Annotated in this window: 18 protein-coding genes and 3 tRNA genes; 17 read left to right on the top strand and 4 right to left on the bottom strand. The window is 39.0% G+C overall.

Annotated elements, in window-relative coordinates; all coding sequences use genetic code 11:
• The 12 genes from ACFXN8_RS18100 (at nt 1) to ACFXN8_RS18045 (ending at nt 12,982) form a co-directional block, all read left to right on the top strand.
• The gene (locus ACFXN8_RS18100) at nt 1–591 is read left to right on the top strand and encodes a 50S ribosomal protein L25/general stress protein Ctc (RefSeq protein ID WP_376076004.1); all 591 of its coding nucleotides are present in this window, start codon (nt 1–3) and stop codon (nt 589–591) included.
• Nucleotides 592–859: 268 nt separating this feature from the next.
• Nucleotides 860–1,420 carry an aminoacyl-tRNA hydrolase gene (gene pth / locus ACFXN8_RS18095; protein WP_376076002.1) on the top strand — a complete coding sequence of 187 codons (561 nt, stop codon included), beginning with the start codon at nt 860–862 and terminating at the stop codon, nt 1,418–1,420.
• 223 nt (nt 1,421–1,643) lie between these two features.
• On the top strand, nt 1,644–1,871 hold the full coding sequence (locus tag ACFXN8_RS18090; RefSeq protein WP_004229176.1) for an anti-sigma-F factor Fin: 228 nt from the start codon (nt 1,644–1,646) through the stop codon (nt 1,869–1,871).
• A 541-nt stretch (nt 1,872–2,412) separates the two neighbouring features.
• Nucleotides 2,413–5,925: a transcription-repair coupling factor gene (gene mfd / locus ACFXN8_RS18085; RefSeq protein ID WP_386847029.1), complete on the top strand. Its 3,513-nt coding sequence runs from the start codon at nt 2,413–2,415 to the stop codon at nt 5,923–5,925.
• 968 nt (nt 5,926–6,893) lie between these two features.
• Complete coding sequence (spoVT, locus tag ACFXN8_RS18080; protein WP_197142735.1) at nt 6,894–7,430, top strand: stage V sporulation protein T; 537 nt, start codon at nt 6,894–6,896, stop codon at nt 7,428–7,430.
• 147 nt (nt 7,431–7,577) lie between these two features.
• Nucleotides 7,578–9,200, top strand: a complete 1,623-nt coding sequence (locus tag ACFXN8_RS18075) for a putative polysaccharide biosynthesis protein (protein ID WP_386847026.1) — start codon at nt 7,578–7,580, stop codon at nt 9,198–9,200.
• Between the two features lie 9 nt (nt 9,201–9,209).
• Nucleotides 9,210–10,670 (top strand): bifunctional methyltransferase/pyrophosphohydrolase YabN, encoded by a 1,461-nt coding sequence (gene yabN, locus ACFXN8_RS18070; protein ID WP_386847024.1) that lies wholly within the window; start codon nt 9,210–9,212, stop codon nt 10,668–10,670.
• 4 nt (nt 10,671–10,674) lie between these two features.
• Entirely contained in the window at nt 10,675–10,965 is a 291-nt protein-coding gene (locus ACFXN8_RS18065) for an RNA-binding S4 domain-containing protein (RefSeq protein WP_386847022.1), read from the top strand.
• 158 nt (nt 10,966–11,123) lie between these two features.
• Entirely contained in the window at nt 11,124–11,423 is a 300-nt protein-coding gene (gene yabP / locus ACFXN8_RS18060) for a sporulation protein YabP (RefSeq protein WP_004229167.1), read from the top strand.
• Complete coding sequence (gene yabQ / locus ACFXN8_RS18055; RefSeq protein WP_376075994.1) at nt 11,420–11,911, top strand: spore cortex biosynthesis protein YabQ; 492 nt, start codon at nt 11,420–11,422, stop codon at nt 11,909–11,911. Before yabP ends, yabQ begins: the two co-directional genes overlap by 4 nt.
• A gap of 17 nt (nt 11,912–11,928) precedes the next feature.
• Entirely contained in the window at nt 11,929–12,393 is a 465-nt protein-coding gene (locus ACFXN8_RS18050) for an FtsB family cell division protein (RefSeq protein WP_386847020.1), read from the top strand.
• Nucleotides 12,394–12,526: 133 nt separating this feature from the next.
• Nucleotides 12,527–12,982, top strand: a complete 456-nt coding sequence (locus ACFXN8_RS18045) for a S1 domain-containing RNA-binding protein (protein WP_386847018.1) — start codon at nt 12,527–12,529, stop codon at nt 12,980–12,982.
• A 143-nt stretch (nt 12,983–13,125) separates the two neighbouring features.
• Here the strand turns inward: ACFXN8_RS18045 and ACFXN8_RS18040 are convergent, their stop codons facing one another.
• On the bottom strand, nt 13,126–13,377 hold the full coding sequence (locus ACFXN8_RS18040) for a hypothetical protein (RefSeq protein ID WP_386847016.1): 252 nt from the start codon (nt 13,375–13,377) through the stop codon (nt 13,126–13,128).
• Nucleotides 13,378–13,559: 182 nt separating this feature from the next.
• On the opposite strand from ACFXN8_RS18040, the gene ACFXN8_RS18035 reads away from it, so the two are divergent.
• Nucleotides 13,560–13,793 (top strand): hypothetical protein, encoded by a 234-nt coding sequence (locus ACFXN8_RS18035; RefSeq protein ID WP_386847014.1) that lies wholly within the window; start codon nt 13,560–13,562, stop codon nt 13,791–13,793.
• 158 nt (nt 13,794–13,951) lie between these two features.
• Here ACFXN8_RS18035 and ACFXN8_RS18030 read toward each other — a convergent pair.
• From ACFXN8_RS18030 to ACFXN8_RS18020, 3 genes are all read right to left on the bottom strand, one after another.
• Nucleotides 13,952–14,023: transfer RNA gene (locus ACFXN8_RS18030), tRNA-Glu, on the bottom strand.
• 5 nt (nt 14,024–14,028) lie between these two features.
• A tRNA-Met gene (locus tag ACFXN8_RS18025) sits at nt 14,029–14,105 on the bottom strand.
• 10 nt (nt 14,106–14,115) lie between these two features.
• Nucleotides 14,116–14,190: transfer RNA gene (locus tag ACFXN8_RS18020), tRNA-Gly, on the bottom strand.
• 481 nt (nt 14,191–14,671) lie between these two features.
• Between ACFXN8_RS18020 and ACFXN8_RS18015 the strand changes: the two genes are divergently transcribed.
• The 4 genes from ACFXN8_RS18015 to hpt all read left to right on the top strand — a co-directional run bounded on the left by ACFXN8_RS18015 (nt 14,672) and on the right by hpt (nt 19,499).
• A complete protein-coding gene (locus ACFXN8_RS18015) occupies nt 14,672–14,794 on the top strand; it encodes a hypothetical protein (protein ID WP_386847012.1) in 123 nt (40 codons plus the stop codon).
• Nucleotides 14,795–15,063: 269 nt separating this feature from the next.
• Nucleotides 15,064–17,457, top strand: a complete 2,394-nt coding sequence (locus tag ACFXN8_RS18010) for a SpoIIE family protein phosphatase (RefSeq protein ID WP_386847010.1) — start codon at nt 15,064–15,066, stop codon at nt 17,455–17,457.
• Between the two features lie 28 nt (nt 17,458–17,485).
• Complete coding sequence (tilS, locus tag ACFXN8_RS18005; RefSeq protein ID WP_386847008.1) at nt 17,486–18,892, top strand: tRNA lysidine(34) synthetase TilS; 1,407 nt, start codon at nt 17,486–17,488, stop codon at nt 18,890–18,892.
• Between the two features lie 64 nt (nt 18,893–18,956).
• Nucleotides 18,957–19,499 (top strand): hypoxanthine phosphoribosyltransferase, encoded by a 543-nt coding sequence (hpt, locus tag ACFXN8_RS18000; protein WP_386847006.1) that lies wholly within the window; start codon nt 18,957–18,959, stop codon nt 19,497–19,499.
• The last annotated feature ends 60 nt before the right edge of the window (nt 19,500–19,559 follow it).

Genomic DNA, 19,559 nt, shown 5'->3' with positions numbered 1-19,559 from the left:
ATGAGTACAGTATTAAGTGTTAAAAAGCGCGAAGTTGGGTACCGTTCGACATTAACCCAACTTAGAAAAGGGGGAGCCATTCCTGCAGTTATTTACGGCTATAAATTAGATTCGACCCCAATTTCTATTTCAGCGAAAGAATTCAGAAAATCCATTCAAAAGAATGGGCAAAATGGTGTGTTTTCGATGGAGTTAGATGGTAAAAAAGTGAATGTTGTTGTATCAGAAATCCAACAATGCTCTATGAAAGATGAAGTAAATCATATCGACTTTTTAGCAATTGATATGTCCGAAGCAATAGAAGCTGAAGTGCCTATTAAACTTGTTGGAGAGTCAGTTGGAGTTAGTGTGGGTGGCATATTAATGCAGCCTAACCTAGATGTGAAAATTAATGTAAAACCAGCAGATATACCAGAAGCTATTGAAGTTGATATTACTGAACTTAAAATTGGCGAAACAATTACGGTAGCAGATATTCGAGATATGATTGACTTTGATATTATCAGTGAAAATGGTCATACATTGGTATCAATTATGGCTCCAACAGTCGTTGAAGAATCGACAGTAGATAGTGAACAGGTACAAGAGTAAAAATATTTGTTAAGGAAAGGCTACAGAGGAAGCTAAGCTACCTCTGTAGCCTTTTGTATTTTATTTAGTAAGGGCATTGGCGACGTTATTCGTGCGTATGCTTCCAGTTTAAGCCCTAACCATTTTGCGATAGGTATGGTTGAAGTGATGATTTTAAATAATATCAAGCTGTTATTGAACTTTTACTTTCAAAAATTGTACAAACTGCTTTCTGAGTGCATGATATGGTAAAATAATGACTATTAGATTTGAAAGAAGAGGGGTACTTATGAAAATTATCGTTGGTTTAGGAAATCCAGGTAAACCTTATGAGCATACAAGACATAATATTGGCTTCGATGTTATTGATGCATTAGCTGAAAAATGGGGTGCACCTTTAACTAATTCAAAGTTTAATGGTATGTATGCAATGGTACATCGTCCTGAAGGAAAGGTTCTACTTGTTAAACCTTTAACATATATGAATTTATCAGGGGAATGTGTTGGTCCCCTAATGAACTATTTTGATATTGATGTGGAAGATTTAATTGTTATTTATGACGATTTAGATTTAGAAACAGGTAAATTACGCTTGCGTCAAAAAGGTAGTGCAGGAGGACATAATGGTATTAAATCATTAATTCAGCATTTAGGCACACAAGAATTTAATCGCATACGAGTTGGGGTTAATCGCCCACCAGCTGGCATGAAGGTAGCAGATTACGTGTTATCGAAATTTTCAAAAGAAGATCAGGCTGTCGTTGGCGAAGCTATTGAAAAGTGTGTAAATGCTGTAGAAGCATCTCTTTCAAAGCCATTTCTTGATGTGATGAATCACTTTAACGGGTAACAATAAGTTAAAGTGTAGCATGGATATTACAGTTGTTTAGGATGACGATTAAAATGTTTTTTTCTGCGACTACAGCTAATTAAATATATAGTATAGTCTTAAACACAATGCAAAAACTATTCTCTATTCTAAATGGCGCTAAGGCAAAATTGGAAGTGCATAATCTGTTTTAGAAATGTCTATACTTTAAGTAGAAAGTTGCTTAAAGGAGGATGATTTGGAGATGTCAGTTCGATACCGATGTCGGCATTGTGAAGTAGAAATAGGGACGCTACCATTTGATGCAGATGATACAATTCGAAAACTACATATTTTCGAATTGGGTGAAGCGGATGATTATGTTGAGAAAGATCAACATGGACAAACGACGGTGCACTGCATTTGTGAGCAATGTGAGGATTCGCTGAAACAATATCCAGATTATCACGCACTCAATAAATGGATTCAATAATTGGAAGGATGCTTTGGCGCACATCATGTGCGTTCAAAGCTTTTTCCGTTTAACTTCTTGCTACAAATGTTTTTTGTAACGAAAGTGAATTGGTAGTTACAGATGTCTCTTGAGCGAAAGCAAAGCGGCAGTTACAGATGTTCTTTGTAACGACAGCGAATTGACAGGAGTCTTCCACCTTTATAGGTTGTGAGATGAATGAAAGTATAAGTTGCTTTTCAGCAGGTGTTCAAACATCTACTGAAATGGAGGAACTCAGTCTAAGAACACCACGTTCTGTGGCACTACTGAAACGGCTGACATCGTGTCGGCCCTCATGTTGTTGCCGCTGCCGCTTCGCTTTCGCGTAGATAAAACCCTGTTGCTGCTACGTTAACACGGCGCTTTCGCACAAAAAACATCTACAGGCCTATGCTAAAGCATATTCCGAACGAAATTATGCCAAGGCATAATTTATAAAATAAACAATAAAAATGCGTATTATGGTACTAGATTACTAGAAATGGCGAAGAGAATTATGCGCTGAAAGGGGCTTTTGACATTGGAAGTTTTACGACAGCTTGTGATGCAGGACAAACATATCGCATCATTTTTACAGGAGATTCAGAGCGGTCACTCTGCAACACAGCTTATTACAGGATTAACTGGAAGCGCGCGCCCGATAATGGTCGATGCGTTATTTGAATATGTACAAAAACCTATTTATATTATATCTCCTAATCTATTGCAGGCTCAGAAAATGGCTGACGAGCTGGCGGGACTTTTAGGTGAGGAGCATGTTCATTATTATCCTGCCGATGAGTTTATTGCTGCGGATTTGTCTGTTGCCTCCCCAGAGCTACGTGCTGAGCGTATCGCAACACTCGATCGTCTTGCTAGAGGTGAAAAAGCTGTTTATGTGATACCAGTTGCGGGCTTACGTAAAATGGTGCAGCCTAAAGGGCATTGGCTACAGTATTTTTTACAAATAGCAGTAGGTGAGGATATTCAGATTGATGAGTGGCTCCAAACATTAGTAGAGATGGGGTACGTACGTAATTCGATGGTGACAACACCTGGAGAGTTTGCGCTACGTGGTGGCATATTAGATATTTATCCACCATATTTAGAGTCACCGATTCGTATAGAATTATTTGATACGGAAGTGGACTCGATTCGAACATTTTCTGCCGATGATCAACGTTCCATTGATAAATTGCAGAAGATTCGTATCCTCCCTGCGGCAGAAGTTATTTTGACAAAGGAAGAACGAGTGGCATTGGCAGGTCGTTTAGAAACGGCATTAGCAACAAGCTTAAAGAAAGTTAAAAAGCAGGAGACGAAAGAGTTACTGTATCAGCATATTCAATATGATATTGAATTGTTACAGCAAGGGAATTTACCGGACTACGTAAATAAATATGGTTCGTTATTGTATGAGAAAACAGCCTATTTAGGAGATTATTTTGCACATGATGGCATTGTGCTGTTTGATGAGCTCGGGCGTATCCAGGAGGTTATGGATGCCTGGGAGCGCGAAGAGGATGAGTGGTTTTTATCACTAATTGAAGAAGGGAAAATGGTGCACGATGTAAAGCCAGCATTCTCTTTAAAAGAAATTCTAGCAATGCTGTCTCAACAAAAACTATATTTCTCATTATTTTCGCGAACTTTTGCAGGTGTATCCTTTAATAAGACGACGAACTTTTCTTGTAAACCAATGCAGCAATTTCATGGTCAAATGTCATTATTACAAAGTGAGATTGAACGCTGGCTGCTTGGTAAATTTACAGTATTAATTGTTGCGAGAGATAAAGAACGTGTTAAACGTGTGCAGCAAATGCTTGAGGAATATGATATTCATACGACAATTGGTAATCCGACAGAAGCGGGTATTTATATTGTAGATGGCTCACTATCTAGTGGCTTTGAATTACCATTACAACGCTTGGTAATTGTTACAGAGGATGAGCTGTTTAAACAACAGGCGAAGAAAAAAGCACGTTCTCAAAAAATGACGAACGCGGAACGTATCAAAAGCTATACAGAAATTAAACCTGGCGACTATGTTGTACATGTACATCACGGGATTGGGAAATATATTGGTTTAGAAACACTAGAGGTAAATGGTACACATAAAGATTATCTACACATTCGATACCGCGCAGATGATAAGTTGTATGTTCCAGTAGAGCAAATAGATTTAATCCAAAAATATGTAGCATCTGAAGACCGTGAACCGAAGCTACATAAATTAGGTGGAGCAGAGTGGAAAAAAGCCAAAGCAAAGGTATCCTCTGCTGTCCAAGATATTGCTGATGATTTAATTAAGCTGTATGCGAGACGTGAAGCTGAGAAGGGTCATGCATTTGCGATTGACAACGACGATCAACGCAATTTTGAAGCTTCATTCCCTTATGAAGAAACAGAGGATCAGCTACGTTCAATTATCGAAGTAAAACGCGATATGGAGCGTGAGCGTCCTATGGATCGTCTTGTGTGTGGGGACGTAGGGTATGGTAAAACAGAGGTAGCGATTCGTGCCGCATTTAAAGCAATTCAGGATGGTAAGCAGGTAGCTTTCCTTGTACCGACAACAATTTTAGCGCAGCAGCATTACGAAACGATTCGTGAGAGATTCCAAGACTTTGCTATGAATGTAGGTCTCTTGTCTCGTTTCCGTTCGAAAAAAGAGCAAACAGCGACGTTAAAGGGCTTAAAAGAAGGGCAAGTTGATATTGTCGTTGGAACGCATCGAATTTTATCTAAAGATTTATTATTCCAAGACCTTGGACTACTGATTGTTGATGAGGAGCAACGTTTTGGTGTAACGCATAAGGAAAAAATTAAACAACTTAAGACGAATGTCGATGTATTAACGCTAACGGCAACTCCGATTCCGAGAACACTTCATATGTCGATGGTAGGTGTTCGTGATTTATCAGTAATTGAAACGCCACCAGCAAACCGTTTCCCTGTACAAACCTATGTAATGGAGCATAGTGGTGCATTAGTGCGGGAAGCTATTGAGAGAGAAATGGCGCGTGGTGGGCAAGTATTCTACTTATACAACCGTGTAGAGGATATGGCTCGTAAGGTCGATGAAATTCAAACGCTTGTCCCCGAAGCGCGTATTGGGCATGCACATGGCAAAATGACGGAGTCAGAATTAGAATCTGTCATATTAGCATTTTTAGAAGGTGCCTATGATGTGCTTGTAACAACAACCATTATTGAGACCGGCGTAGATATACCGAACGTTAATACATTGATTGTTCACGATGCTGATCGAATGGGCTTAGCACAGCTTTATCAATTGCGTGGGCGTGTTGGGCGTTCTAATAGGGTAGCATATGCTTACTTTATGTATCAACGCGATAAAGTTCTTACAGATGTAGCTGAGCAACGATTACAGGCGATTAAAGAATTTACAGAGTTAGGTTCAGGATTCAAAATTGCTATGCGTGACTTATCTATTCGAGGTGCTGGTAACCTGCTTGGAGCGCAGCAGCATGGCTTTATTGATTCTGTTGGTTTTGACTTGTATTCACAAATGCTGGAAGAGGCGATTGCTGAGCGCCAAACAGGTGTGAAAAAAGAAGAGAAGCCTGACATTGAAATTTTATTGAGCATTGATGCGTATATTCCAGATGTATACATTCCTGACGGCTATCAAAAAATACAAATGTATAAACGTATTAAAGCAATGGATCAAGTGGAGGAATATGGCGAAATCACGGAGGAATTAGAGGATCGCTTCGGAGATCTTCCAATTGAAACAGAGCGCTTACTGCGAATTGCGCGTATGAAGGTATGGGGCTTAGGTGCGGGTGTATTGTCAGTAAAAGAAAAGCAAAAAATTATCACAATATTGTTGTCTGAAGAGGGGACAGTACAAGTTGATGGCAGTAAAGTAGTTGAAGAATCCATGAAATTTGAACGAGCTGTCGGTTTTGGTATGGATGGTATGCAATTGAAATTAACGATTGATGAACGAAAATGTGGGAAATATCAACCCTTTGATATTTTAGAAGAAATGATGCATATTATTGCTAACGCAAAAAAACAACAATAGATGAAAAGCTGATCTTATCTCTCTAGGATAATGGTCAGCTTTTTATTATAGAAAAAACAAAATCGTTAAGGAGATCTTAGTGAATGTTGACGCTGTTGCAGGGCTTATGCATAGAAAACTCTTGTTGCAGACGCAACGTTAGCACTACGCTTACGCACAAAAACTCTTGTTGCAGACGTAACGTTAGCACTGCGCTTACGCACAAAAGCCCTTGTTGCAGACGTAACGTTAGCGCTGCGCTTACGCACAAAAACCCTTGTTGCAGACGTAACGTTAGCGCTGCGCTTACGCACAAAAACCCTTGTTGCAGACGTAACGTTAGCGCTGCGCTTACGCACAAAAACTCTTGTTGCAGACGTAACGTTAGCACTGCGCTCGCTCACAGAAAACCCTTGTTACAGACGCAACGTTAGCACTACGCATACACACAAAAAACAGCTGATGCTGCTCCTTGCTTTCGTACAGATACATTGCTGAAGTTTTGTTTTACCATTATTAACTTTGCGTGACGTGCCAAAAGATGCATGCCAATTGAAAATTTGAATGGACTGTAGATGGAGTGGCTTCTTGGATATCGATTTCGCAAATAAGACCGTGGAGCTAGCCAATAGGAGGGAGGAGGTTAAAAGAATTAAATCCTGTGAAAATGTCTTTATCATAAGAATCCTTTTGGCTCATTGACGCAATAACAAAAGTTGAATTATTATTATTTCTTGTTAAAATTTTTTTATAAATTATTTATAAAAATTTGTTTTTGTGGTTAATCTAAGATAAGTTGATTGAAGTTAAAAATTCTACATGCTAAATGCTAAATGTATTTGAAGTACAATTGTTTAGGTTTTAAGGCCTTTTTGAAAAATATTGTTGGGTGTGAAATCCTATTTCTTCAGTTTTTGCATAGATTGCTTCATAAAAAACCATACTAAAGTTGAAAAAAATTTTTATTGTAGCGAAAGCGAGGATTAAGAATGAAGGCAACAGGAATTGTTCGTCGTATTGATGATTTAGGGCGTGTGGTTATTCCAAAAGAAATTCGTAGGACGCTACGTATTCGCGAGGGTGACCCACTAGAAATTTATACAGACCGTGAAGGCGAAGTCATTTTAAAGAAATATTCTCCAATTAATGATTTAGGAGAATTTGCAAGGGAATATGTAGAAACGTTATATGAAACGTTAGGTACTCCAGCATTTGTAACCGACCGTGATGAAGTAATTGCTGTCGCAGGAATCGGTAAGAAAGAGTATATTAATCGTCGTATTACATCCTTTGCGGAAAGTTTTATGGAAGAGCGTTCAACAAAAATAGAAAAAATGGAAACAACTATCGAGATTGTTCCTGGACAATATGAGCAAGTGAAGTCTTATTGTGCAACACCTATTATGGTAAATGGTGATCCAATCGGTTGTATTATTGTTTTATCTAAGGTACATTTTGTCGGTGAGGTTGAAGTGAAAGTTGCAGAAACAGCTGCTAACTTCTTAGCTAAACAAATGAATAGTTGATGAGAATTGAAAGTTATTGCGCGGACCTTTTTAGGCTGAACAATAACTTTTTTTCGTACATAGTTTTATGGTAACCCTATCGAGCGCGTCAAACTTTTGAGATATGCTATACTATTGGCATTGTTAAAGAAGGAAAGAGGGCAATTTATGTCGGAACGTTTTGGCATGAAAAGCTACATGAAGGGCGCGGCCTTACTTACAATTGCTGCCCTTATTGTGAAGGTTCTTAGTGCAATTTATCGTGTGCCTTTTCAAAACCTTGTTGGTGATGAAGGATTTTATATTTATCAGCAAGTGTATCCAGTTATATCTATTTTTGTCGTATGGACATCTAGTGGATTTGCAGTAGCTATTTCTAAAATGCTTGCAGATAATGATTGTGTTTTAGACCCGCTAGAGCGAAATCAGAAACGAAGCGGTATTATGCGTATTGTTTTTCGTTATTTAACAGTACTATCGTTGTTGTTTTTTGGTGTTTTATTTGGTGGAGCTGAAATAATTGCACGGCTCATGGGCGATACTCAGCTTGCTCCTTTAATACGGACGGGTTCATTTATAGCACTTGTTATGCCAGCACTTGCTATTTTAAAGGGCGGCTTCCAATCAAGAGGTATTATGGAGCCAGTTGCTTATGCACAAGTCCTTGAACAAGCTGTGAGGGTATCCGTCATTTTAGTAGGTACATTTATCATTATGAAGACGACAGAATCACTATATAGTGCTGGACAAATGGCTATAATAGGTACAGTTATTGGAGAAATTGTAGGCTTTATATTACTTGCGTTTATCTTTAAAAAACGTTTTGGTCTATTTAATGATAAGAAACAGCGGCGACGTATCGAAAGTTTCCCCATTATTAAAGAGGTCACATTGCTAAGTTTAAGTGTAAGCATGAGTGGTCTATTGTTGCTTGGCTATCAGCTAGTTGATTCCTTTACAATTTATTCACTATTAGTAGAAAGTGGTATGGATCAGAAGGTAGCTAAGGCAACAAAAGGCGTTTATGATCGTGGGCAGCCATTGGTGCAGCTCGGAGTTGTTATTGCTTCTTCACTTTCGCTTGCTATTGTACCCCTTGTCGCACATATGTCCAAAAGACAAGGAGGCCGTAGTGCGATTCCGTTTATACAATTAACGTATAGAGCGTCTGTATTATTTGGGTGGGCAGCATCTTTAGGTTTAATACTAGTTATGCCTTATATAAATGCAATGCTCTTTAAGACAGATGCGCTGTCGGAAGTACTTATGGTATATGTGTTACAAATTGTGCCTTTGTCGATTATTTTGACATTTACAGCTATTCTGCAAGGGTATGGTAAATTAAAAAAGCCGGCTTTATTTTTGCTTGTAGGCTTTATGTTAAAAATAATATTGAATGTGCTGACAATTAGTTTGTTTGGTGTATTAGGTGCGGCAATTGCTAACAATGTGGGTCTGTTGTTTACTGCTCTAATGCTTGTTTTCTATTTAAAGAAAATAACTGCCATTCAATTAGCACCAGCCAATTTTTACAAGAAAGTTGGAATAGCATCACTCAGCATGGCAGCTGTAGTACTAGTTTGGTTGCGGTTTATACCATCGTTGTTAAATCAATCCTTATCACCTCGATTTGTCGCAGTGGTAGCAGGTTTAACAGCCGTGAGTTTAGGTGCATTTGTAATGATGACAATAATTGCCAAGTTACGAGTGCTAGCCGAAAAAGAGTGGTACTTACTACCGTTTGGGCGCAAGATGGCAGTTTATCAATTATGGTTAAATCGGAAGAAGTAGGTGGAATTATTGAATACTTTAACAGTTATTGGTCTAGGCGCGGGTGATTTAAATCAGCTGCAAATGGGTGTCTATAAAAAATTAAAAGCTGCTAGAAAATTATATGTTCGTACAGTTGATCATCCAGTATTAGAAGAATTATCAGCTGAGGGCTTACAATTTGAAAGCTTTGACAAAATCTATGAAAAACATAATTCGTTCCAGCCCGTGTATGAAGAAATTGCTGAAAAACTTGTGGCTGCTGCAGCGATTGAAGATGTAATGTACGCTGTACCAGGACATCCACTAGTTGCGGAGCAAACTGTACAATTGCTTATTGCTGCCGCGGATGCAGGAAAAGTAAACTTAGTCATTGAAGGTGGGCAAAGCTTCTTAGATCCAATATTTGGCGCGTTAAAAATCGACCCGATTGAGGGTTTTCAATTGCTGGATGGCACTAGCTTTTCTATGCATGATATTAACATGCGTCAACATATTTTAATAGCTCAAGTGTATGATACATTCAGTGCATCGGAAGTAAAGCTAACGTTAATGGAGAAATACGATGACGAATATCCTGTTACAGTCGTTACAGCAGCGGGCTCGTCACAGGAAAAAATAGTGACAGTACCACTTTATGAGCTCGACCAAAGCGTTGAGGTGGACAATTTAACAACGGTATATGTGCCGCCTGTGAAATCAAAAGAGGACGCTTTACGAGACTGGACAACTTTCCGTCAAATTATTGCTGTTTTACGAGGTCCGAATGGCTGTCCGTGGGATCAAAAGCAAACACATGAATCACTGAAAAAATATTTACTAGAAGAAGCACACGAATATTTGGCAGCGGTAGATGCAGAGGATGACTTTGCGATGATCGAGGAGCTTGGAGATGTACTATTACAAGTATTCCTTCATGCACAAATCGGAGAAGATCAAGGTTATTTTACATTGGAAGATGTATTATCTTCAATAAGTGAAAAAATGATTCGTCGACACCCGCATGTATTTGGAGATGTATCGGTGGAAGATGCAGAAGGTGTTGTAGCAAATTGGGAAGTTATAAAAGCGGAAGAAAAGGGTATAAGTGATAAGCCGCTATTAAAAGAGGAATACCGGGCATCCTCTGCTCTACAAACAGCGTATAATTATCAAAAAAGAGCTGCGAAGGTAGGATTTGATTGGCCTGATGTAGAGGGCGCATGGGATAAGTTTGCGGAGGAATGGCAGGAATTTCGTAATGAGGTGACGAAAGGTACTAATGCGTCACGTCTTGATGAATTTGGAGATGTCTTGTTCACACTTGTGAATTTAGCGCGTTTCTACAAGCTATCTCCGGAAGAGGCTATGTTACATGCGAATGAGAAGTTTGCGAGCCGCTTTGGTTATGTGGAAGCAAAGGTAAAGGAAAGTGGAAAGCCATTTTCTGATTATACATTAGAACAATTAGATGCTTTCTGGAATGAAGCGAAGCAGCTAGAAAAGGAGTAAAAATATGCGATTAGATAAATTTTTAAAGGTATCACGTTTAATTAAACGTCGTACATTAGCGAAAGAAGTAGCAGATCAAGGCCGTATTACGATCAATGGTAAGATCGCAAAGGCTAGTAGTGCTGTTAAAGCTGGTGACGAGCTAGCCATTCGTTTTGGGCAAAAGATCGTGACAGCGCGTATAGAAGAATTACGTGATACTGTGAAAAAAGAAGATGCCGCAAAAATGTTTACGATTCTGAAGGAAGAGCGTCTTGAAAAAATTGATCCTGAATTTATTGATGACGAGGACTAATTAATAATAGTGTAGGAGTCTTCTGAAGTTGTCGCTTGGCTTTTGCCGTAAATGTGCTTAGTGGGGATAAAAGTGTAGCAACTTTAATAAAGTTGTCATGCTTTTAAGGTTGTCCGCATAAAGTGAACAGAAGCTAGGACGACTAAAGGAGGAAGAAAATGACGCTACATCAAGAAAGTAACCGTTACACAATTCCATCTGGAGAGCATATTTTAACGATTCGTAATCGTAAAAGAATGGACATGACTTCTGTAAAATCGATTGAACGCTTTGATCAGGAAGAGTTTTTCATCAAGACGTCCCAAGGGCATTTGTTAATCCGTGGAGAAGAACTGCATATCGTTCATTTAGATGTTGACAAAGGGTTATTGACGCTTGAAGGAACTGTAAAAACCTTACAGTATGACGAGGAGGAAAGTGGCTTCTCGAAAGGTTTCCTTCATAAGTTATTTGGATGATTGTTAGTGAACAATTTGTTCAACTATTAGTCATGGTTTTGAGCGGTATAGCAGTCGGATTCATTATTGATAGTGTAAGGCTCATTGTTTTTTCAACTCCAAAAAGGTCAAGCCTTCGAAGATGGATGATGGTATTTGAACTACTTACCTGGATTCTGCTTGGGGGTATGACATACTATTTATTATTTTGGCTAAAAGATGGCGCTTGGCGGGCTTATGACCCGCTAGCGCAAATAGCCGGAATTTTTTTGTATCAAACATTTTTTCAGACTTTTTTACGTTTCATCGCAAGGGTTTTAGTGAATATAACATGGAGACCTTTGTGGTTCATCATACGATTAATATTTGCTACCATTCGACAAATTTTTAATATATTAATAAGTATTGGAGCATTTGTTTTAAGACCTTTTGTCAAAATTTATTCGTATTTGTCCAACACTTTTTTAAAAAAATTTCGATTTATAAAGTATAATAAAAGACAACAATAACTTTCGGAGGTGCGGGCATGACTAAACGTCGTTCATCAAATGATCGCAAACAAAACTATACTAAACTTGATAATGACTATGTCCGTAACACGGATAAAGCTATAAATCGTAAAATTGAAGCGCGAAAACGGAAAATGCGCCGTATTGCCTTTTTTGCGATTGTACCAGTCGTTATTATTGCCGTTCTCGGAAATATACTTTTGAATCAAAATGAAACGCTAGCTGCAAAAGAGCAGGAAAAGGTTGAAGCGAAGGAGCATCTTTCTGATTTGAAAGAAGAGCGAGAATCGTTAAATCTTAGAATTAAACAGTTAGAGAATGATGAGTATATCGCAAAGTTACTACGCAAAGAGTATTTCCTATCCAAAGAAGGTGAAAGAATTTTCATTATGCCGGATGAAAAAGATGAAAAAGAAAAAAAGGGCGATATACCAGATAAAAAGGACGCCGTATCAGAAAAGAAAGGTAAAAAAGACGACTGAAAAGCTATGTATTGTTGACACTCTTTTTTTGTTATATATAATGAAGAGAGAAACTTATTGTAGTAAAAAGTTTGATAAATTGATTACATGACTCAAAAGAGTCGCTTAATTTTTAAGGAGGAGCATTTTTTTTATGTCAATTGAAGTAGGCAGCAAGGTACAAGGTAAAGTAACAGGAATCACAAATTTTGGAGCATTCGTTGAGCTGCCAGATGGCAAAACAGGCTTAGTACACATCAGTGAAGTTGCTGACAATTATGTAAAAGATATCAATGAGCATCTAAAAGTTGGAGATGAAGTTGAAGTAAAAGTGATGAATGTTGAAGCGGACGGAAAGATCGGTCTTTCAATCCGTAAAGCAAAGCCTCAAGCAGAGAGACCAGAGCGTCCAGAGCGTCCAGACCGTCCAGAGCGTCCAGCACGTCCACGTCGCGATAATCGTTCTAATGATCGTAACGATCGCCATCAACCAAAAGAGAATTTTGAACAAAAGATGGCACGTTTCTTAAAAGATAGTGATGAACGTCTAGCAACACTAAAACGTGCTACAGAGTCAAAACGCGGTGGTCGCGGAGCTAGAAGAGGGTAGTTTGCTGACTGTTTTAATCGTAGAAAAAGTGTATAAATAGAGTTGGGATTAGCTTGTATTAAGCTAATCCCTTTTTTAATAATCTTTCCATCGCATCTAGCTATAAGTCATAATAACTTTTCTAGTAGGATCTACGTGTCGTCCTACAACGTGGATGTCGGTCTGTTCTTCTTTTTAGGAGCTGGTACGGGTGATTGTTCAGTGAGTGTTTCTGAAGTCTTTTCGGCTGGATTAACAACCATTTTGACGAGTAAAAACACACCGTATACACTAACCGCTAATCCGGTTAGGAGTAAAAATATTTGTACAGCAAATGGTAAATTAAGAAGAATGGATACGAGAATAATCATAGAGCCGCTTCCGCAAATTAAAGCAGCTTTAGTTAATGAACTCAAAGGAAATAAACCTCCTAGTTAACACGTTCTTTTCATTATTAGTATGCCATATTTTTCAGCGCATCACCATAACGTGGGGCTGATTCTGTTTCTACTGGGCGCTTTCCAATGAGCGGCAGCAACAGATGTTTATGTGCGAAAGCAAAGTGCTAACGTAGCGACAGCAACAACGGGTATTGTCTGTGCGAAAGCGAAGCGACAGCAACAACGGGTATTGTCTGTGCGAAAGCGAAGCGACAGCAACAACGGGTATTGTCTGTGCGAAAGCGAAGCGACAGCAACAACGGGGTTTTGTCTGTGCGAAAGCGAAGCGACAGCAACAACGGGGTTTTGTCTGTGCGAAAGCGAAGCGACAGCAACAACAACAACGGAGAGTTGGCCGAGAAGCCGTTATTATAGGACAGGATGTTTTTTAGCCTTCGTTCCTCTACTTGTTGCTCCTGCGTCTCATACAGTGAAAAAATAAGTAATGTGATATTGCTAATATGTTACTTTGTAGTTTAAAAGGCTGTTGCACTGTTAAGTTACAAAAAAACAGGCGTCTCAGAAATAATTCTGAGACGCCTGTTTGAGATGACCCCTACGGGATTCGAACCCGTGTTACCGCCGTGAAAGGGCGGTGTCTTAACCACTTGACCAAGGGGCCTACTATGGTGGCGGCCGAGGGGATCGAACCCCCGACCTTACGGGTATGAACCGTACGCTCTAGCCAGCTGAGCTAGGCCGCCAATAAGATTATGGAGCGGAAGACGAGGTTCGAACTCGCGACCCCCACCTTGGCAAGGTGGTGTTCTACCACTGAACTACTTCCGCGTTTTGTTTTAACAACAAGTTATATAATACAAGCCTTTGTTACTAACGTCAAGTAGTTTTTTAAAAAAAATTAATAAAAATATATGGTTTTATTCATTAATTAAAGATTCGCTAATAAAAAGAGGGAGTATTATCTTTTGATGGCTCATCAACATAACGTCTGGTTGATTTCCGTCCTCACTTGGCGCTCTCCTGGGGGCGTCGGAGCAACAAATGTTTTCTGTGCGAAAGCGAAGCGGCAGCAACAAATGTTTTCTGTGCGAAAGCGAAGCGGCAACAACAAATGTTTTCTGTCCGAAACCGAAGCGGCAAGATGTTGGTCATGGAGGTGTTAGCACAGGACAGGATGCTTTTAGCCTTCGTCCCCATATGCACTGCAAGATCTCATCTGTGACGCTAATTCCCAAGGAGTCTCCTAGTCTCCACTCCGATCAACTTTATAATAAATGACATCCGCAACTTTTGGTGATGAGCTCTTTTTATGGGAAATTTATCAAACTTTTTGTTCTTAAGTAGAAAAGTATCATCGACACTGTTGACTATAGTAATTATGACGAATAAAGGAACATCAATCGATGAAAAAGAATGGATGAAGGGGCATTAGACCTCTCGGGGTATAGATTTTGTAAAGTATCTTATATAACGACAGCAGAACAAAATTAATTAAATTTTCCGTCATTTAAGACCTGCCCCATACGAAGAAATGTTTCTAATCTTGTACAGCTTAATAGTTTATGTAGAAATTGTTGCCATTTCTCGTATTTATGCATATGTATTCGTCGAAATGTTTATATTTTTTTCTGCCACCGTCAGACAATCTTTCCGTACATAATTTTTTATAATAACTCCAAAGTGCGGAAAGGGGATAGTGAAATGACGAGTATTGAATGGTATAACACGGCAAATGTAGACGAACAAAAATCAGGAGTAAAAAAAAGGCAATTGTTAATAGGCTCTTTATTTTTTTTAACATCCTTCTTTTTAGCTCAGTCCGTTGTATTTGAAGCAGCCGTGCCTTTCTCGGTTCCTTTTTGGGCAATTATTCGAACGAAGTATAAGGGATACGCCAAATATGTTTTGTTTGGTGGTCTGATAGGATGTTTTTTCCTTGGTCTTGGACAAGTCTTCATTTTAGCATTACAAATCGTCATGTATGAATGTATCATGCGCTTCCGCTATTGGCAGCTACCACAAAGTATAGCAGTCTCCTTATCGGTACTATTTGTGCAAATAATGTGGCAGGGAGTTATGTATCAAGGTTTACCCCCGGTGCTTGTGCAATTTTATGTAGGTTGTGAAGCGGCTTTAGCTCTTATTATGACGCTGTTTATACAAGTGTTGTTTGTCAATTCTCATGAGTGGTTTACGACTCATTGGACTTATGAGAAGCTAGGCTCTGGATTAGTTGTATTCGCTGCTATGCTTACAGGGATGCAAGCAGTTGTCATTAGCTATTTTTCACTGCCCATTTTTTTATTACAACTATTCATTTGCTTCGGTGCGTTAGTAGGAAGTGTACCATTAGCGACGGTTATCGGAGCCGTGCTCGGAACTCTTATTGGTGTTGCAAAACTTTCATTTACGGGTATGCTGTCTGTAGCCACCTTAACGGGATTATGTGCAGGGATGGGTGCTCGCGTTGGAAGATTTGGTGTAGCAATTGGTAGTATATTGCCAAGTGTGTTTTTTTTATTTTACGATGCAACATTGCCGTTAGATAGCGTTCATTTTACATCGATTGCTGTTGGGAGTATTGTTTTTCTAACCATCCCGAAAAAATATTCTGATAAGGTTCGGGACAAGCTGTTTCCGCAGCGCGAAGAGGTCTTACTCGCCCGTCAAAATTGGTTAACAGAGCATGTTGCGTTTAAATTAGAGCATTTTCAGCATTTTGTACAATTTATGAAGGAGCTTGTGTTTGAGCGCTTTATGACAGCCCCAATAGAAGAGGCGAAGGAAGTGTCACCGATGAATACATGCTTAAGCTGTTTCCGCTATGATCGCTGTTGGGGAGCGCAAAATAACGGAATGGACAAGCTTATGACAGACTGGTTTCATATGAAGGGCGTTGGGAAGGATTCTTCTCTTCATCGTGTCGAAGAACAAATACGCTATAAATGCGTAAAATCAACGAAAATTTTCGAAGAATTGGAAACAGAGCTGTACAGAGAACGCATTAATGGACAGTATTTTCATGGTAAGAAAATGATTGCGCTTCAGCTACGTGATATGAGTAATCATCTAAATCAGTTAATAGCGGAGATGAAAGAAGAGACTATTTCATTCGTTAGTGTGGAAAAGGACATTACCCAACGATTAAAGGATGCACATATTGAATGTTTTCAACTAGATGTGCTAAGTAATAAGCCGGGAGCGCGAAAAATTGTCTGCGCTTTAGCACCAGCACGAGTCAATTGGGAGGAAGACACAACATTAGCTGAACGGATGATATTGCCAATTTTATATGACATTTTTGAAGAACCATTTGAAATTGAAAAAGTAGTAGCAAGTGATATACCATTTCGTCATATTCAGGTAAGCTTTAGATCAGCTATTAGCTTTGAAGTAGAGTATGATATATATAGCATGTCTAAAGATGCGACGTTATATTCCGGTGATTCCCATGCATTATTTCAATTACATCCAGGACTATTTGCAATTTTATTGTCAGATGGTATGGGTCAGAGTAAAGAAGCACAGCATGAGAGTAGAAAGTTAATACATTTAATGCGAGAATGTTTAAATTACAATATGAATCCAGAGACGGCGATGCATACGTTGCATTATGTCATGTCCTTAAAGCAACAAGATGATATGTATGCAACGCTTGATTTTGCACTTGTCGATTTACAACACGGTGATTTATGGTCGTGGAAGGCTGGGGGAATGTCTACGTACATTTTACGTGGGAAAGAGGTGCTGAAGGTTGAAAGTAATGCAGCGCCAGTAGGTTTTTTATCCATTTCAGCAGTAGAGGCGGAAAAAAGAAAGCTTAAGGCGGGCGATGTAATTTTGATGCACTCTGATGGATTATTTTCAAGTGTTGATGATTGGGACGAGCAGGAAGAGACATTTTTAGCGTATGCCCAGCAGGTAGCAAGCACTACTAAAAACATCCAGGAAAAACTAACGACGATTATGCAATCTTTTCAATCTTACTATGCCATTGAAGACGATTGCACTGTATTAATGTTAGAGGTTACACATGTTGTGCCTACATGGGCTGTGTTTAGACCGGTTCAACACTCTATGAGCAATTCATCATAATAGAGAACGAAAAGGGGAGGAGAAGCGTTTGTCACTTGAATTAAAGATCAAAAAATTTATCGAAAAAGAGCAATTATTACAGCAAGACGACCATCTTCTCATCGCCGTTTCGGGTGGAGTGGATTCAATGGCTTTGCTCCATTATTTTGTCAAAACAAAAGAGCGGTGGGGAATTACGGTAGAAGCCGTGCATGTTGATCATATGCTAAGGGGTGAAGCATCGGCTGAGGACAGAGCTTTTGTCCAAAAATATTGTGATGAGTATGGTGTATACTTATATGCAAAGGCTATTCCTATACCAGAGATTATGGCTTTAGAAAATGGGAATACACAGCTTATTTGTCGTAGAGAACGGTATCAATATTTCAAAGAGGTCATGGAAAACACAAATGCTAGCAAGCTTGTAACTGCACATCATGCGGACGACCAACTGGAGTCAGTATTAATGGCCCTGACAAAAAATGCAACGATAAATGGTATGCAAGGTATACGTTCACAGCGTGTTTTTGAAGGAAAAACATTAATTCGTCCGTTTTTAACGGTTACAAAGTCCGAAATAAGGGAATATTTACTTAAGCAAGGTTTAGATTATCGGGAAGACGCTAGCAATGCTAAGGACACTTATGTACGCAATCGTTTTAGACATCATGTGGTGCCTTTGTTGGAGGCGGAAAATCCACGTGTAACAGAGCAAGTAACCCACTTTACAAAACAATTGCAAGAAGACGATGCCTATTTAATGACATTAGCGGAGGATGTATTTTCTAGAATAGTAAAAAGAATAGACGGAAATACATATAGCATGGAAATTAAGGCTCTTCAATTGGTACCACTTGCTTTACAAAGGAGGCTCATTTTAATACTATTAAACTATCTTTACAAAGATTCAAATACGATACAAAGTTATGCTTTATTGATTTCAATTACAAAGCTTTTTGATACGACAGCTGGGTATGCTGAAGTTCACTTGCCAGAAAATTTTATAGCAGTTCGCCGTTACGGTAAATTTACGATTCGGAAGAGAGGGCCATTAGAAGGTCAAGCTTCTCCTGAGAAAATAATTATTTCAACTGCTAATGAGTGGACAACGCTGACAAATGGTGAACGTTTATGCGTAGTCGAGTTGCCTGATTTATCGTCTGAAATGCTGACGGATACTGCACAACTTTTTTATTTTAACGCTAGCAAACTCAAACTTCCACTCTATGTTAGGGCGCGTAAGGACGGGGATAGAATGCTGTTAAAAGGAATGGATCAGCCAAAACGCTTATCTCGCCTTTTTATAGATGAAAAGATTCCTTTAAATGAGCGGAATAGCTGGCCGTTACTGATTTCTCAATCTGAAGAGGTCGTAGCGGTAATTGGTGCGCGTATGGGAACGTTGTTTTCAACCTCTCCGCAACCAAACGATGATACAGTGCTCATCGTAGACTAAGGTCTTTGTAAAATTTCACCGCAAATGGTTGAACATTTTTTTATACACATGAGGAGGAATCGATATGTTACAAAATGACATCGAAAAAGTTATGATTACAGAAGAACAATTGCAAGAAAGAATCGCTGAATTAGGAGCACGATTGACAGAGGATTACAAAGATTCATTCCCGTTAGCTGTTGGTGTTTTAAAAGGAGCGATGCCTTTTATGACAGACTTAATGAAACGTTTCGATTCTTTCATTGAGCTAGATTTTATGGATGTTTCTAGCTATGGCAATGCTACAGTTTCATCTGGTGAAGTAAAGATTCTAAAGGATTTAAATACAAGCGTCGAGGGGCGTGACGTAGTAATCATCGAGGATATCATTGATAGTGGCTTAACGTTAAGCTATTTAGTAGACTTATTTAAATACCGTAAAGCAAAATCCATCAAAATCGTTACATTGTTAGATAAACCATCAGGTCGTAAAGTAAACTTAGCAGCTGATTATGTTGGTTTTGAAGTACCAGACGGTTTTGTTGTAGGGTATGGTTTAGACTATGCAGAGAAATACCGTAATTTACCATACATCGGCATTTTAAAGCCAGAAGTTTATTCTTTCTAACAAGGAAGAAGTTAACGAAAGAACACCAGCTATGAAAAGTAAGGGCATCCAGCGAAACAT

This window comes from Lysinibacillus sp. NPDC059133, assembly GCF_042755925.1.
Lineage (GTDB): Bacteria > Bacillota > Bacilli > Bacillales_A > Planococcaceae > Lysinibacillus.
Note: the sequence above shows the minus strand (reverse complement) of the source record. Positions and strands in the feature narration are given on the sequence as shown.

Excerpts from the sequence above, each read along its gene's own strand:
- ACFXN8_RS18100 (WP_376076004.1), top strand. The coding sequence starts at position 1 with ATGAGTACAGTATTAAGTGTTAAAAAGCGCGAAGTTGGGTACCGTTCG.
- pth (WP_376076002.1), top strand. The coding sequence starts at position 860 with ATGAAAATTATCGTTGGTTTAGGAAATCCAGGTAAACCTTATGAGCAT.
- ACFXN8_RS18090 (WP_004229176.1), top strand. The coding sequence starts at position 1,644 with ATGTCAGTTCGATACCGATGTCGGCATTGTGAAGTAGAAATAGGGACG.
- spoVT (WP_197142735.1), top strand. The coding sequence starts at position 6,894 with ATGAAGGCAACAGGAATTGTTCGTCGTATTGATGATTTAGGGCGTGTG.
- ACFXN8_RS18075 (WP_386847026.1), top strand. The coding sequence starts at position 7,578 with ATGTCGGAACGTTTTGGCATGAAAAGCTACATGAAGGGCGCGGCCTTA.
- ACFXN8_RS18065 (WP_386847022.1), top strand. The coding sequence starts at position 10,675 with ATGCGATTAGATAAATTTTTAAAGGTATCACGTTTAATTAAACGTCGT.
- yabP (WP_004229167.1), top strand. The coding sequence starts at position 11,124 with ATGACGCTACATCAAGAAAGTAACCGTTACACAATTCCATCTGGAGAG.
- yabQ (WP_376075994.1), top strand. The coding sequence starts at position 11,420 with ATGATTGTTAGTGAACAATTTGTTCAACTATTAGTCATGGTTTTGAGC.
- ACFXN8_RS18050 (WP_386847020.1), top strand. The coding sequence starts at position 11,929 with ATGACTAAACGTCGTTCATCAAATGATCGCAAACAAAACTATACTAAA.
- ACFXN8_RS18045 (WP_386847018.1), top strand. The coding sequence starts at position 12,527 with ATGTCAATTGAAGTAGGCAGCAAGGTACAAGGTAAAGTAACAGGAATC.
- ACFXN8_RS18015 (WP_386847012.1), top strand. The coding sequence starts at position 14,672 with ATGGGAAATTTATCAAACTTTTTGTTCTTAAGTAGAAAAGTATCATCG.
- ACFXN8_RS18010 (WP_386847010.1), top strand. The coding sequence starts at position 15,064 with ATGACGAGTATTGAATGGTATAACACGGCAAATGTAGACGAACAAAAA.
- hpt (WP_386847006.1), top strand. The coding sequence starts at position 18,957 with ATGTTACAAAATGACATCGAAAAAGTTATGATTACAGAAGAACAATTG.